The sequence below is a fragment of the Nonomuraea turcica genome (assembly GCF_030718205.1).
In the GTDB taxonomy this organism is placed as follows: domain Bacteria; phylum Actinomycetota; class Actinomycetes; order Streptosporangiales; family Streptosporangiaceae; genus Nonomuraea.
This window is the reverse complement of sequence record NZ_JAUZQF010000003.1, coordinates 198,477-212,181: the sequence shown is the minus strand read 5'-3', so window position 1 is coordinate 212,181 and position 13,705 is coordinate 198,477. Positions and strand designations below refer to the sequence as shown.

The window sequence follows — 13,705 nt, the reverse complement described above, 5'->3', positions numbered from 1 at the left end:
AGAACATCTAATCGGACGACCGCCTCTGTCAAGACCCTTCTCACCACTTGACTACGCCTGTGTGAACCGCCTAGGGACTAGGAAAACGTTGTCTGGATCGGTGCGGCAGCACGAGCCGCCCCGTTCCCGCCCACAGTAGAAAACGTTGTCTATACTGCGGGCGCACGCCACCCGGCAGCGGTGCAATGGGCCGTCAAGGAGCTCAACTACGTCGCGAACACGCATGCCCGGGCGCTGGTGGCGGGCAGCACCCAGACGGTGGCGTTCATCATCAACGACGTGCGCGGGCCCGCCTTCGCCGCCGCCGTGCACGGCGCCGAGCAGGAGGCGGGCCGCCCGCGTTCACCACGACCGCGGGCAGGCTCGCGGGATACCGGCGGGCGCTGGAGGACAACGGCGTGCCTGTCGACGTCGCGGGCGGCGCCATGGCGGCGATCTTCGAGGCGGGCCTGAGCGTGCCCGAGGACATCTCGCTCGTGGCTACGACGACATACCGCTGGAGACGGACCTGCGGCCGCAGCTGACCACTGTACGCGTGCCGTACGAGGAGCTGGGCCGCAGCGCCGTGCGGCTGGCGTTGGAGCTGAAGGAGGGGCGGGCGCGCAGCGGCTCGGAGCAGCACGTCGTGTTCGGCACCCACGTCGTGGTGCGCCAGTCCGTCGCGCCACCCGCCCGCGAACCGGTCAGGCCCAGGCGGTGACGGCCGTGAAGGAGCTGTCGTCGCGGAAGCCGCTCGTGCCGTCGTCGGCGTCCACCCAGAGCTCGTAGTTGCGGTGCCGCAGGTAGCGGCCGGGGTAGTTGCTCGATTCGAGGCGCACCGAGCCGCTCGTGACGCCGGGGACGGCGTAGAAGGTGGCGTCGCTCTTGAATGTGGCCGTCCCGTCGTCGGCGGCCAGGCGCACCCGGAAGTCGTAGTGGCGCAGATATTGCCCGTTGGCCGCGCGCAAGGAGTAGCCGTTCGGCGCGGCCAGGCCGGGCACGAGGGTGAAGGTGGCGTCCTGCCGGGTCTGGGCGTCGCTGGAGGCGCTCACCTCGTGCAGGTAGCCGAGGTAGTTCTGGTGCCTGATGAAGCGGGCCGGATAGTTGACCGACCGTAATGATCGCGTCGTCCCCGTCGGGAGGGTGGCGGCGCCGGCGGCTCTCGCGTGCGTGAGCGTGCCGAACCCGAGCTGGTCGAAGCCGCCGCTGGTGGTCCCGTAGTCACCGCCGCCGCCTTCGGGCCGCAGCTGGGCGACGAACGAGGCCGCGTAGGGCATGGGCAGGCCGCGCCTGACCGCGTAGTGGTTGTAGACCGTCTCCCAGACGGGGCGCACGTGGCCGCGGCCCGCCGAGGAGATGACGGTGTGCGTCTGCTGGGCGCAGTTCTGGCCGGTGCCCCAGGTGTAGGCGGTGAACGGGACGTCCTCCCCCAGGTTGTACTTGGCAATGTACTCGCACGCCTTCATGAACCGGTTGTCGGCGTAGCCGTACAGGTCGATGCCCTGGTTCCAGGCCATCTCGCAGAAGGCGCCCATCTGGCCGACGCCCATCACGGTGTGGCCCTGGTCGCGCCCGCTCTCCTGCCACTGCGCGAGACCGCCGCTGTGCAGGAACGGCATGGCGTGCATGATCGAGCCGTTGCCCGCGCCGGTCCTGAAGTACGTGACCGCCCGGTCGATGAGGTCCTGCCGGTCGCACAGCACGCCGATGGCCAGAACCGAGTTCATGGTGCACAGGTCCCAGTTGGCCCAGTAGTTGGTGATGCAGGCGTCGTTGTGGTTGCGCAGGAAGGAGTCGTTGAGCGGGTAGAAGACGTTGAGCATCATGCGCTGGAAGCGGGCCAGGTCGAAGCCGCTGTATCCGCGCATGATCTCGCCGACGTTGGCGAACTGGTAGCCGTAGATGCCCGCGGCCAGGAACCTGTCGGCGTTGCCGGTGATCGTGGTGAGCGTTCCCGACCAGGCGTTGAGGATGTCGCGGGCCTTGTTGCCGTGCGCCGTGCTGCCGCTGATCTTCCAGCGCAGCGCGTTCTGGTAGGCGGCGTGGATGTCGTTGTAGAGCTGCGGGTAGTTCTGGCCGTCCCCGCCCCGGATGATCGTCGCGGTGGGGCGGGGCGTCCAGGTGCTCTGGGAGTGGGCGTTGGCCACGAGCCGGTCCCAGCCCGCCTTCCACGGCTGGGCGCCGGCGTTGACCTGGGCCCGCATACGGTCGAAGTCGGCTTGCGTGTGCAGCAGGCCGGGGTGGGTGGCCGCGGCGGCGGGCTCGGCGCGGGTGAGCAGGGCCGCGCCGACACCGGCGGCGAGCCCCGTCTTGAGCGCTGTCCGGCGGCTGATGTGGGGCGTGCGAGCGGACATGATCTCTCTCCTTCGGACGTGCTCCTTAGGGGTGTGGAGTGGCGGTACGGCCCGGAGCGGGCCGTACCGCCGGTGGATCACAGGTTCGCGAGCGCGACGCGCAGCCGCTCGGCCGCCGCGTCGATCTGGTCCTGGCCGGCCAGGTCGGAGCGGGCGTGCTCGAGTGCGGCGGTCAGCTCGGCGGTGCGCCGGCTCGGGTCGATGGCCTCGGCCTCCTCGACGAGCAGGTCGAGCAGGGTACGGTCGTCGGTCATGGACAGGAACTCGATCTCGGCCACGTTCGTGTTGCCGGTCGGGAAGGCGAGGCGCAGCCACGGGTAGGCGGCGGTCCGCGGGATGGCGACCGTGTACCACTGCGCGGCGGCGACCCCGCTCACCGTGTGCAGGTCGGTCCAGGTGGCGCCGCCGTCGGGGGATGCCCTCAACACGGCCCCGTTCAGCCTGGTGACGTGCGTGACCCGGGGGTGGTAGCGGAGGGCGTCCAGGGCCACGGCCTTCGGCAGGCGCACGTCGATCCAGCCCGACGACGTGGTCGTGTCGGTGGCGGTGGCGAGGTCTCCGTCGAAGGCGCGCCAGCCGTTCTGGGCCTTGGTGCCGCCGCCTCCCCACGCCTCGGTGGACGCCTCCACCATGGACGGCTCGACGGTCACCTTCTGCAGCAACGCACCGATGGGCACGAGTTGCTCGACGGCGGCGTAGAGCCGGTCGATCAGCTCGTCCTCATCGCCGCCCGCCTTGGCCTCGGCGATCGCCTTGGTCAGCAGGTAGTGGCTGCCCTTGGTGTAGTCGGCCGCGGGCAGCTTCTCCGCCTCGGCGATCACCGCGGCGAGCGGCTCGGCCGTGGCCATGAGCAGGCCCGTGCCCGGTCGCTCGACGCCGTCCGCGCCGATCGTCGTGATCCGGTAGAAGCGGGTGCCGTGCCGCAGCGGCTCGTCGGTGAAGGAGAAGGTCAGCGCGTTGGACAGGATCGGGCGCCAGGCGGCGGCCGCGCCGTCCTTGCGGTAGACCATGAACCGGGCGGCGGTGTCCGGCTTGCTCCAGTGCAGCGTCACCTGGTCCCTGACCCGCTCCACCCGGGCGTACAGGGTGCCGTCGCGGTCGGGCGAGACCGTGACGTCGGTGAACGTGGCCGCGGTGGCCGCCACGACCCCGGCGTACACGCCTTCGGGGAAGGGAGTGAACAGCTCGGCCACGAACGACCACGACCGGCCGTCTTTGCTCGCCCACGCCCGCACGATGTGGGCGTCGGCGTCGCGCACCAGCTTGACGAACGGGTACTCGGCCGCGGTGTAGCCCTGGATGTCGGGGTTAATGGGGCTGCGCCGGTCGTCCTGCCAGTCGTGGCGGGAGTCGCGGGTACGGTTCTGCAGGACGAGCCGGCCTTCGGCGTCGGCGCCGAAGTAGATGTAGCGGGCGTCGGCCCGGAGCATGACCCCGCTGGCCGGCCCCTGCGCCTGCTCGATCCTGGCGCTGACCGAGCCGCTGCCGGTGAGCACCTCGTTGGAGAACAGCAGGGTGTCCTGGATATCGCGCTTGTCCAGGTAGTAGTCGTCGCCTTCGCCGAGCCCCTTGCCGTTGCCGCCGGTGAGCTCGACGCGCTGCTTGCTCGCCTTGACGTGGCCCGTGATCTCGCCGATGCGATCGACCGGCTCGGCGGGCGGCTCGACGGCCTGCGACGCCCACCCTTCGCCGTACCGATCCACCCCGGTCACGGTGTAGACGCCCTGTTTGTCAGCCGGGAACGTCGTGCCGCGGACGCCGGTGGCGATCACCTTGCCGTCGCGCCTGATCGTGTACGACTCCGCGCCGGCGGCGGGCTTCCAGGTGAGGGTGACGCCGTCGCGGTCGCGCAGCGCCTGCACGAAGTCCACGTGGTGCGGCCTTGGCCGCTCGGCCGAGTCCAGCTTCAGCACCATCGCGGTCTCGGGTGACACGCTCACCGCGCCCTTGGCCACCTGCTTGCCGGACACCAGGTCCACCGCGTCGCCGGGCACGTCCAGGGTGAACGACCGCTCGTTCCCGTAGACGTCCCTGGTGGTGTTGAACGCGAACAGGTAGCTCCCGTAGCGGGCGGTCAGGAAGTCGGCGTAGCCGGAGTAGGGGGTGTCGAACTCGTAGTTCTCCCGCCGCACGGTGCCGACGCCCGGCTGGTGGGCGGCGGGCAGGATCTCGCCGGCCAGGGCCTGGGGCAGCCCGCCGTCACCCTTCTGCTGGTCCTCCATGAAGTCGACGTCGATGTTGTCCATCCGCAGGTTGTAGTCGCGGAAGGTGAACTGGGTGTCCGTGGCGACCTGCACGATGGCGTGGTGGTCCTGGTGCAGGACGTGTAGCCGGCCGTTGCCGGCGACGCCGCGCTGCCGTTCGAACAGCGAGCCGAAGATCCTGGTGTCGCCGTCGCGGAGGGAGACGAACATGTTGTCCACGTCCGCGAAGGCGAACCGCTCGTAGCGGGCCGGATTGACGCCCAGCGCGGCGAGCTGCTCGGACGTGTACGCGGCGAAGTCCGTCTGCGGGAGCACGACCCCGGCCGCGGGCCTGCCGCGCAGGTAGGCGTAGGTCTCGGGCAGCCACAGGTCGTACTTCCGCTTGGCCTCCACGGAGGAGAACGTGTTGAAGTACTGGTTGTCGGCGAGCTGCTGCTGGACGAATCCGACCGCCTCGTTCGCGTAGCGCCGGTACGGCTCCCACTCCGCGCCCGCGTAACGCTCGGCGTGCTCGGCCATGTGCTTGTCGAGCGTGACGTACTCCATCGTGCGGCCCTCGGTGTTGCGCAGGGCGTAGGCCGGCCAGCCGGGGTAGCTCGCGTTGCGCTCGTCGACGACCATCTCGGCCAGGGCCACGCGCTTGCCGACCGTGTCGACGCCGGTGTAGCGGGTGTAGCCGCGGGCGTGCAGGTTCTTCAGCGCCAGCTTGAGTATCTCGTCGTTGAGCTTCTCGTCGCCCTTGTGCCCCCAGGTGCGGAAGAACCACTCCGGCAGGTAGTTGGTGGCCTCGCCGTAGTTGGCGACGAAGGTGTTCTCCCTGGTCAAGCCCGCTTTGGTCATGCCGGTGTAGTGCTCGCCGTACGGCAGCCGGCGCACCACCTCGCCCTTCGCGTCCAGCTTCGACTTGGCCAGGCCCTTCGCGACGATCTGCGCGAAGTCGTCGGTGAAGCGGGCGGTCTGATCGTGGTAGAAGAGCGAGTGGTAGAGGTCCAGGTCCTTGCCGTCAGGCCCCACCAGCACCTCTTCACCGAGGAAGGGCTCGGCGCCGAGCGACTCCAGCAGGATCCGGTGGCTCCTGGCCTTGCCCTCGTAGAACCGCGACCCGATGACCCGCAGGCCTTCGTGCGCCTCCCACGCGCCCTCGTAGGTGTACATGACCTGGTTGTAGATGTAGGACAGGCGGGCCCGGGCGAAGTCGAAGTTGGCCTTGAGCACCCGCTCGTACGCCTCGCGCCGGGACAACTCCCCGCCGTCCCAGTCCACGCCCTTGAGCGAGGACGGCCCGTCCTGCGTGCCGGTGACGAAGGGCTCGTCCAGGAACGCCGCGAACTCCTGCGTGCCGTAGACCTCGGGGATCAGGTTCTCCACGATGTAGAGGGCCTCGCCGAGTGCCCCGTAGTAGCCGCCCCAGTCACCCTGGTGGCCGCCCCGCAGCAGCAGCCGGGTGTTGGCGTAGTAGTCCTTGACGTGGTTGTCGATGGCCTTGAACAGCCGACGCAGCGCCGCCTTCCTGGGCTCGGGCGTGTTCGCCGGCACCCACGGCTCCAGCAGCGCCGAGGCGTAGAAGCGCAGGTCCTCCTGGTAGCGGACGATCGACAACTTGGCGCCCGGCGAGGCGTCGAGCTGCGTGCTGTACTGGTTGAACAGATCGATCTGGCTCTTGCGGTAACGATCGACCAGCGCCTGCTTCTCGGCGTCGGACGAACCATCCGCGGGCGTGGTGTCCGGAGCGTCGGTCCCCTGCTTCTCCCCGGAGACGTCCAGGTGAGCGGTGGTGTGCGTGTAGGCCTTGTAGTAGCCGCGCGAGTCGGCGGTCACCGGCTGGCTGAACCCGCCGTCATAGGTCCTGACGGTCATCTCCGCCACCCGCCGGCCCCGCGTGTGCTCCAGCGGCAACATGATCGTGTTGTAGGAGAACCGGCCGGGCAGCGGTCTGCTGGAGCCGAGATTGATCGCTTCGTAGTCGCCGGAGCGGCGGTAGCCGATCTGCTCGCCGTTGATGTAGGCGATCGTCTTGTACGGCGAGACGTCGCCGCCCCAGAACTTCAGCGTGAAGTAGTTCTGCGCGACCGGGTCGACCGCCACCCTGAACCGCAGCTCACCACCCTTCACGCTCGGCGGGTCGGTCGGCTTGGCGACCCTGGCCGGCTCTCCCAGGGCCCCGTCCACCACCGCGGTGGACGCCGCCTGCAGCGCGTGCGCGCTCTCGGACGCGGTGTCGCCGAACGTGACCACGTCCACGTATCCGGCGGGCAACGGGGCGGTGGTTGTGGCCGCGGCGGGTGCCGGGACATGAAAGGGCAGCAGCAGGATCGCGGCCAGGAGGCCGCGTAAAGGGTGCCGTAGGCGCATGGGGGTGCTTTCGGGCTAGATAGAAACCGTTCTCCTGGAGATTAGGCCGGAAGTTAGCCGACCGACAAGAATACGTTACCTAGGCGTTACATAGATGCATGGCCGACATAGCCGCGTTTTCGCAGCTAGCCGCACGGGTATGGGCCACAGGTCGCGGTCGAATATGTCCACCCTCTTACCACCCTGCCCCGCTGACGCCTGCTCGAGCGCACTCCCGATAGAGACCGATAACTACACTGCGGCGATCCGCCCGAAGGCGGCGAGGTGGAGCCGGCGCGCGACGTGGAGGCTGCTCTCGGCGATGACTCACGGTGCCACCCATGGCCGCATCGGCGCCGGCAAATCCGGCACGCCCATCTGGACACCGGAGTGGGTGTCGACCTGCGGTATCAGATCTCATGGACATGTGTCCGACAAGTACTGGACATGTGTCCGATACCTTTCTAGAGTGTCCGGCATGGCTCTCACCGGAGTTCCCCCGGCGGCGTTCATGCGCACCGGCGACCTGGCCGATCCTCGGGCACAACGGACCCGCGCTTTACTCCTGGCCGAGTTCGAGCGCCAGCTCGCCCTCACGGGTCAGGTGCCGACCGTGGCCTCTCTCGTGCGCGAAGCCGGGGTGAGCCGCAGCGCCTTCTACTGCCACTTCACCTCCATCGAGGAGCTCGGCATCGCCGCGGTCCGCACCGCGCTGGATGAGCTGGGCGAGCGGGACACCGCGATGCGGCGGGCCAACGACCTGTCCGGCGCGAGCGTCACCCGGATGACGTACGGCGCCTTCTTCGCGCACATCGCCGGGCATCGGCACCTGTACGCGACGCTGGTGGCCGCGGCCGGCGACGGCTCGGCCCGCGATGAGCTGCGCGAGGCGCTGGTACGCCAGACCCAGCAGTCGATCGAGGCGGTGCCAGGACGCCCGGAGAGGCTCGACAGCCGGCGGGCGGCAGCGTTCGTCATCGGCGGCGTCCTGGCCGTGCTGTCGGAGTGGCTGGCCGATCCCGACCCGTGCAGTCCCCATGAGCTGGCCGAAGCGATCACGGCGCTGATGCCGCCGTGGCTGGTCGGCAGCGGCAACGCCCTGCCGGCGCTCCAGGTCGACGTCGGCCCGCAAACACCCGCCACCCAAGCCGACATCGCCACACAGACACTCCCCACCCCAGCCGACATCGCCGCACAGACACCCCCCGCTCCGCCACCCCCCACAGGAGGAACCCATGACGATGACGCTTGACCCGGAGATCGCGGCCGTATTGATGGCCCAGGCGCAGACCATGGCCGACGTCACCCTGCCCGAGCGGGGTGACGCCATCGGCCTGCGGGCGATGATCGACGAGACGTTGAAGATGGCCTTCGACGCCCTGCCGGACACCCCCGACGTGACCATGACGCCGTGCACCGCGACCGCCACGGACGGCGCCGCCATCCCCATGCGCTGGTACACCCACGCCGGGTCGCGTACCGGCGCCGCCGTGGTCTACATCCACGGCGGCGGCATGATCTGCGGGTCGCTGGACAACTACGACCGGCTGGTGCGGCACTACGTCCAGCTCACCGGGGTTCCGTTCCTCGCCGTCGGCTACCGCCTGGCGCCGGAGTTCCCCGGCACCACGCCTGCCGAGGACTCCTTCGCCGGGGTCAGGTGGCTGTTCGACCACGCCGGCGAGCTGGGAGTCGATCACGCGCGCATCGCGCTGATGGGCGACAGCGGCGGTGGCGGCGTCGGCGCGGCCGCGGCCATCCTGGCCCGCGACAACGGCGTGCGGCTGGCCAGGCAGATCCTGATCTACCCGATGCTCGACGACCGCAACACCAAGCCCGACCCGGTGCTGGCGCCCATGGCGGTGTGGACCTACGACAACAACTACACCGGCTGGAAGGCCCTGCTGGGCGACGCGCTCGGCACGCCGTCGGTGCCCCCGGTGGCGGCGCCGGCCCGCCTGCGCGACTTCGCCGGGCTGGCGCCTGCCTACATCGAGGTGGGCGACCTGGACATCTTCCGCGACGAGAGCATCGTGTACGCCGGGAAGCTGCTGGCCGCGGGCATCTCCTGCGAGCTGCACGTCCACCCCGGCGCCCCGCACGCGCACGACTGGCTCAACCCGAACGCGGACATCAGCAAGCGCGTGGTCGCCGACCGCGTACGGGTCATCGCCGCCCTCTAGGGGCAACCGCACTGAGCTCACCTTTCCCCGCCCGCCCCGATGACCGTGCCGAAACCCATTTAGAACACACGACCTGATCACTGGCAACAAAACACTCGCAGACTCACCTCCGACCAATCATGGAGGTGCGTGTTGGGGAACAGCAGACGCGAGTTCCTGTCCGCAGTGGGGTTGTCCGGCGGAGCAGGCGCGCTCTTCGCAACCATGGGGGCGCTCGGGCTCGCGCCGACCGCCGAGGCGTCCGCGAAGGCCGCCTTCGACCCACCGCAGTCATCCGACTTCTCGCTCACCGGGCGGGCTGCGAAGAAGGTGGTGATCCTCGGCGCGGGAGTGGCCGGGCTGGCCACGGCATACGAATTGGGCAAGGCGGGCTACGACTGCACGATCCTGGAGGCCCTCGACCGGGTCGGCGGGCGCAACTGGACCATCCGCGGCGGCGACCGCGTCACCGAGTTGGACGGCTCCACGCAGGTCGCGCGCTTCCGGGACGGCGCCTACCTCAACGCGGGACCGGCGCGGCTGGCGCAGTGGATGGTCACCATGGACTACTGCCGCGAGTTGGGCGTGGACCTGGAGGTGTTCACGAACTCCAACGCGCAGTCGTACATCTATCACCAGGGCATGCCGGCTCCCGTCCGCTGGCGCACGGCCAAGGCCGACGTCTACGGGTACGTGTCGGAGCTGCTGTCGCGGGCGACCGACGCGGGCGCGCTGGACGGGGCGCTGACCGCGCAGGACAAGGAGCGGCTGATCGCGTTCCTGTCGAGCTTCGGGGCGGTGGGCAACAAGGCGAGCGGGTTCAAGTACTCCGGGAGCTCACGCCGCGGCTACGGCGTGAACCCGGGAGCGGGCGAGCAGCCGGGCACGGTGCTCGGGCCGGTGCCGTCGCTGTCGGAGGTGTTGTCGAGCGGCATCGGGCAGCGCTTCGCGTTCGAGTTCGGCTACGACCAGGCGATGCTGATGTTCCAGCCGGTGGGCGGCATGGACCAGATCCCGCGGGCGTTCGCCGACAAGATCGGGCGGCAGCGGATCAAGCTGCGGGCCGCCGTCACCAAGATCACCGACCTGCCGGACGGCGTGGAGGTGGAGTACACCGACCGGCACGGCCGTACGCAGAAGATCAAGGCGGACATGTGCGTGGCCGCGATGCCGCCACACATCCTGGCCAAGACCCCGCACAATCTGGGTGCGGAGGTGCAGGCCGCGCTCACCACGCCGACCGTGGCCAGCTCGGGCAAAATCGGGCTGGAATACCGCCGCCGCTGGTGGGAGACCGACGAGGACATCTACGGCGGCATCACCAGCACCGACCTCGACCTCGCCACGATCTGGTACCCCTCCTACGGGTACGGCTCGGCCCGCGGCCTGGTCGTCGGCTACTACAACTTCGGCGCGCAGGCCGACGCGTACGCCGCGCTCAAGCACGCCGACCGCGAGCGCCGCGCGGTCGAGCAGGGCATGCTCATCCACGGTGCGAAGTACCGCGACGAGCTGGCGTCGTCGGTGTCCGTCGCCTGGAAGCTCCAGCCGCACATCGAGGGCGCCTGGGTGGGGTGGCCGTCCAGGCAGGGCGCATACCAGCTGCTCAACAAGCCCGCCGGCCATGTGTACTTCGCGGGCGACTGGCTGAGCTACATGATCGCCTGGCAGTCGGGTGCTCTGGAGTCGGCCCGCAAGGTCGTCACCGAGCTGCACCAGCGCGTCCTGAGCACCTCCTGAGAGGAAACCCTCCCCTATGAAGATCCGCACCGCCGCTCTCGCCGCGGCCGCCGTCCTCGTCCTGGGCTCGGGTACGGCCGCCGCCACCACGTGGTGGTCACCCAAGCCCACCGAGGTCAAGCCCTTCCTCCCGGCGGGCAACACCAACCCGGCGATCGCCGACGGCGTGGCACTCGGCAAGCTCGTCGCCACGTACACCGCCAGCGGGCTGGGCCCGGCGGCGGCCAACCCCGCGGCCCCGGCCGACTCCCCCGAGCGCTACATCGACTTCCCCGGCGCAGCGCTCCCGCCCGGCGTCACGATCACCGAGGCGCAGGCCCTCAACGTGCTCAAGCGCATCAAGGCCAACCTCACCGCGGCCGGCCTGGGCCTCGGCGACGTGGTCTCGATGCGCGCCTACCTGGAGAAGCCGCCGGGCGCGGCGGAGGCGGACTTCGCCGGCTGGAACCGCGCCTACCGCCAGTTCTTCGCCAACGTGGACCTGGCCACCGGCAAGCCCGTCCCCGTCCCGCTGGGCACGGCGCCGCCCGCCCCGCCGATGGAGGCCAACGCCGCCCGCCCGGCCCGCGTGACGATCGAGATCGCGAACCTCCCCGTGGCGGGGTGGCTCGTCGAGGTGGAGGTCGTCGCCGCCTACAACCGCTGACCCAGCCGTCCCGGGACCCCGGTCCTGTCCTGGCAGGACCGGGACCCGCGCCTCATGTGCTCAGGACCGCCGGCCTGGTGGAGTGCTCGGCATGAACCGACAGCTCACCACCTTCGCCGTGGCGCTCCCCGCGCTGGTCCTGCCCAGTGTTGCCCTGGCCATCGCCCAGGGTGCGAACATCGCCCACCTTGACCAGGCCCCCGTCCCCGCCCAGATCGCCCTCTTCGGTCAGGCGTTCCTCCCTGCCCTGGCCGCTCCGATCGCCACCCGCCGCCTCGACTGGGGCTTCCGCCGGGTCCCGCTGCGCGTGCTGGCCCTGGCCTGGCTCCTGCCGATGCTCTGCGTCGGCGCCGGGTACGGCGTCGCCTGGGTAACCGGCCTGGCCGCATTCGTCCCCGGGTCGCCGCTGGACGTGCTGATCGGCCTGGTCCCCGGCGTCGTGCCCTTCCTGGTGCTGGCGCTCGGCGAGCAGCTCGGCTGGAGCTCCCTGCTGACCGTGCGCCTGGCCGAGACCCGTGGCCCCGACGCCACCGCACTGATCGTCGGGCTTGCCTGGGCCGCGTTTCACTATCCGCTGATGCTGTTCGTGCCCGGCGCGGTCGAGCCCGGCGTGCCCGCCGCCTACGCCATGGCGATCTTCACCGTCGAGGCCGTGGCGCTGGCGTTCCCGCTGGTGTGGCTGCGGCTGCGGACCGGCAGCATCTGGCCGGTCCTGCTCTTCCACGCCACGCTGAACGCCTCCATCTACTTCGTCGCCCAGCCGATGACCGGCCCCGGCACGGCATCGGCATGGCTGCTGGGCGAGGGCGGCCTGCTCACCTCCGCGGCCACAGTGCTCGTCGTGCTCGCCACGGCTCGTCTGTGGCGGATCAAGACAACGGCAGCGGAACGTCGAGCTTCAGGGGCTGGGGTGTGACGATCAGCTTGACCACCCTGTCGCTCTGCGACACCGCCCGCCACACCAGCCAGTCCGAGCCCACCGCGTCGGCGGCGATGGGTTCGTACCTGACGAAGGCGCCCTTCCTCCCGTCGGCGAAGAACGTCGAGGAGCGGGGGGTCGTCCTCACCAGCTCATAGACGACCTGCAGGTCACGCTTGCGTACCTCGTCGAGCACCTCGCCGACGGTGCGATCCTCCAGCCGCACGCCCTCGAGCGCCTCCCCCGGCATCGTAGCCTTGGCCGCCGCCTGGTAGACCTCGCCGGACTCCGCCGGCCGACCGAGCTGGGCACGTACGTCGCCCTCGAAACCGACGGGAACCCGGAATGCCAGATGACATCCCGCCTCGCCGATCCTGCAACCGCTGGGTTCGAGGCCGCCCTCGAACGTCCCCTCGGGCGTCGGTCCGGGCCGTGCCCGGACCAGATCACCGACGAAGCTGGGCGAGACGGGCACGAGCTGCAGGTCGACGTTCAGCCCGACGGCACGGAAGGCCTTGGCGTATTCGGCATGCTCGGCCAGCGGATCCTTGATCCTGGCCACCCACTTCCCGTTCTCCTGCCTGACGTCGATGGCCGAGCTGGCATAGGACGTGGCGCTTCCCCCGATCCCGGCCACGACGCTCGGGCCGACCACGGCGGCCGCTGCGAGCCCGGCCGTCACGACCGCGCCGGTAACCAGCCGACGCCACCGATGAGGTCGCCGCGTCTTCGCCGGCTCCCCCGGCCGCCAGCCAATGGCCAGGGCGAGCTCGTCGGGGTCCCGCAGGGCGATCTGCGATCTCATCTTCTCCAGCAGTTCAGTCTCGTTCATCGAGCGCCTTCCGAACTTTGGTGCGGGCGCGGTTCAGCCGCGACCGCACGGTGCCCACGGGAATGTCCAGGACGTCGGCCACCTGCTGGTAGCTGAGCTCGCCCCAGGCGATCAGCAGCAGCACGTCACGATCTCCTTTGCGCAGCCCGGCCAGCGCTGCCGCCAGGTCCGAGGTCCCCGCGGCGGCGGTGACCTGTTCGGCGACCAGGTCGGCGTGGCCTTCCAGCACGGGGTCCACACCGGTGCGGGCCAGCGCGCGGTACATCCGCGACTCCGACCGGTGGTGACGGCGCATCAGGTTCGTCGCGATGCGCCACAACCACGGCAAGGCATCACTCCGCGCCTGGTCGTAGCTCTCCCGCTTGCTGAACGCCACGTGGAACGTCTCCGCCACGATGTCGTCGGCGAGATCGCCACCGAGCCGGCGGGCGGCGTAGCGGTGCAGGGGCGGGGCGTGTCTCCTGAACAGCTCACCGAAGTATTGGGGGTCGTCGAAGGAGCGCGCGATTAACGTCGCGTCGTCACTCTCCGAACGCAT

General features: G+C 70.0%; 11 protein-coding genes. 7 read left to right on the top strand and 4 right to left on the bottom strand.

Going from position 1 to position 13,705, the window contains the following annotated elements:
* Positions 1 to 180: 180 nt before the first annotated feature.
* Together Q9G87_RS09795 and Q9G87_RS09790 are read left to right on the top strand one after the other, a co-directional pair.
* On the top strand, positions 181 to 453 hold the full coding sequence (locus tag Q9G87_RS09795; RefSeq protein ID WP_305916345.1) for a hypothetical protein: 273 nt from the start codon (positions 181 to 183) through the stop codon (positions 451 to 453).
* Positions 371 to 700, top strand: coding sequence for a substrate-binding domain-containing protein (locus tag Q9G87_RS09790; protein WP_305916338.1), 330 nt, complete (start codon positions 371 to 373; stop codon positions 698 to 700). The genes Q9G87_RS09795 and Q9G87_RS09790 overlap by 83 nt, the downstream gene beginning before the upstream one ends.
* On the opposite strand, the gene Q9G87_RS09785 is transcribed toward Q9G87_RS09790, so the two are convergent.
* Together Q9G87_RS09785 and Q9G87_RS09780 are read right to left on the bottom strand one after the other, a co-directional pair.
* Positions 684 to 2,333 (bottom strand): AbfB domain-containing protein, encoded by a 1,650-nt coding sequence (locus Q9G87_RS09785; protein ID WP_305915925.1) that lies wholly within the window; start codon positions 2,331 to 2,333, stop codon positions 684 to 686. The genes Q9G87_RS09790 and Q9G87_RS09785 overlap by 17 nt on opposite strands.
* A 77-nt stretch (positions 2,334 to 2,410) precedes the next feature.
* Positions 2,411 to 6,889 (bottom strand): hypothetical protein, encoded by a 4,479-nt coding sequence (locus Q9G87_RS09780; protein WP_305915924.1) that lies wholly within the window; start codon positions 6,887 to 6,889, stop codon positions 2,411 to 2,413.
* A 457-nt stretch (positions 6,890 to 7,346) separates the two neighbouring features.
* Between Q9G87_RS09780 and Q9G87_RS09775 the strand changes: the two genes are divergently transcribed.
* The 5 genes from Q9G87_RS09775 (at position 7,347) to Q9G87_RS09755 (ending at position 12,332) form a co-directional block, all read left to right on the top strand.
* Positions 7,347 to 8,120, top strand: a complete 774-nt coding sequence (locus tag Q9G87_RS09775) for a TetR/AcrR family transcriptional regulator (protein ID WP_305915923.1) — start codon at positions 7,347 to 7,349, stop codon at positions 8,118 to 8,120.
* Positions 8,104 to 9,051: an alpha/beta hydrolase gene (locus tag Q9G87_RS09770; protein WP_305915922.1), complete on the top strand. Its 948-nt coding sequence runs from the start codon at positions 8,104 to 8,106 to the stop codon at positions 9,049 to 9,051. The genes Q9G87_RS09775 and Q9G87_RS09770 overlap by 17 nt, the downstream gene beginning before the upstream one ends.
* 132 nt (positions 9,052 to 9,183) lie before the next feature.
* Complete coding sequence (locus Q9G87_RS09765) at positions 9,184 to 10,770, top strand: flavin monoamine oxidase family protein (RefSeq protein ID WP_371825757.1); 1,587 nt, start codon at positions 9,184 to 9,186, stop codon at positions 10,768 to 10,770.
* 16 nt (positions 10,771 to 10,786) lie between these two features.
* Positions 10,787 to 11,416 carry a Rid family hydrolase gene (locus Q9G87_RS09760; RefSeq protein ID WP_305915921.1) on the top strand — a complete coding sequence of 210 codons (630 nt, stop codon included), beginning with the start codon at positions 10,787 to 10,789 and terminating at the stop codon, positions 11,414 to 11,416.
* A 91-nt stretch (positions 11,417 to 11,507) separates the two neighbouring features.
* On the top strand, positions 11,508 to 12,332 hold the full coding sequence (locus Q9G87_RS09755; RefSeq protein ID WP_305915920.1) for a CPBP family intramembrane glutamic endopeptidase: 825 nt from the start codon (positions 11,508 to 11,510) through the stop codon (positions 12,330 to 12,332).
* Here the strand turns inward: Q9G87_RS09755 and Q9G87_RS09750 are convergent.
* On the bottom strand, positions 12,286 to 13,167 hold the full coding sequence (locus Q9G87_RS09750; RefSeq protein WP_305915919.1) for a hypothetical protein: 882 nt from the start codon (positions 13,165 to 13,167) through the stop codon (positions 12,286 to 12,288). The genes Q9G87_RS09755 and Q9G87_RS09750 overlap by 47 nt on opposite strands.
* Positions 13,154 to 13,705: an RNA polymerase sigma factor gene (locus tag Q9G87_RS09745; RefSeq protein ID WP_305915918.1), complete on the bottom strand. Its 552-nt coding sequence runs from the start codon at positions 13,703 to 13,705 to the stop codon at positions 13,154 to 13,156. Before Q9G87_RS09745 ends, Q9G87_RS09750 begins: the two co-directional genes overlap by 14 nt.

Excerpts from the sequence above, each read along its gene's own strand:
- Q9G87_RS09785 (WP_305915925.1), bottom strand. The coding sequence starts at position 2,333 with ATGTCCGCTCGCACGCCCCACATCAGCCGCCGGACAGCGCTCAAGACG.
- Q9G87_RS09780 (WP_305915924.1), bottom strand. The coding sequence starts at position 6,889 with ATGCGCCTACGGCACCCTTTACGCGGCCTCCTGGCCGCGATCCTGCTG.
- Q9G87_RS09775 (WP_305915923.1), top strand. The coding sequence starts at position 7,347 with ATGGCTCTCACCGGAGTTCCCCCGGCGGCGTTCATGCGCACCGGCGAC.
- Q9G87_RS09770 (WP_305915922.1), top strand. The coding sequence starts at position 8,104 with ATGACGATGACGCTTGACCCGGAGATCGCGGCCGTATTGATGGCCCAG.
- Q9G87_RS09760 (WP_305915921.1), top strand. The coding sequence starts at position 10,787 with ATGAAGATCCGCACCGCCGCTCTCGCCGCGGCCGCCGTCCTCGTCCTG.
- Q9G87_RS09755 (WP_305915920.1), top strand. The coding sequence starts at position 11,508 with ATGAACCGACAGCTCACCACCTTCGCCGTGGCGCTCCCCGCGCTGGTC.
- Q9G87_RS09750 (WP_305915919.1), bottom strand. The coding sequence starts at position 13,167 with ATGAACGAGACTGAACTGCTGGAGAAGATGAGATCGCAGATCGCCCTG.
- Q9G87_RS09745 (WP_305915918.1), bottom strand. The coding sequence starts at position 13,705 with ATGCGTTCGGAGAGTGACGACGCGACGTTAATCGCGCGCTCCTTCGAC.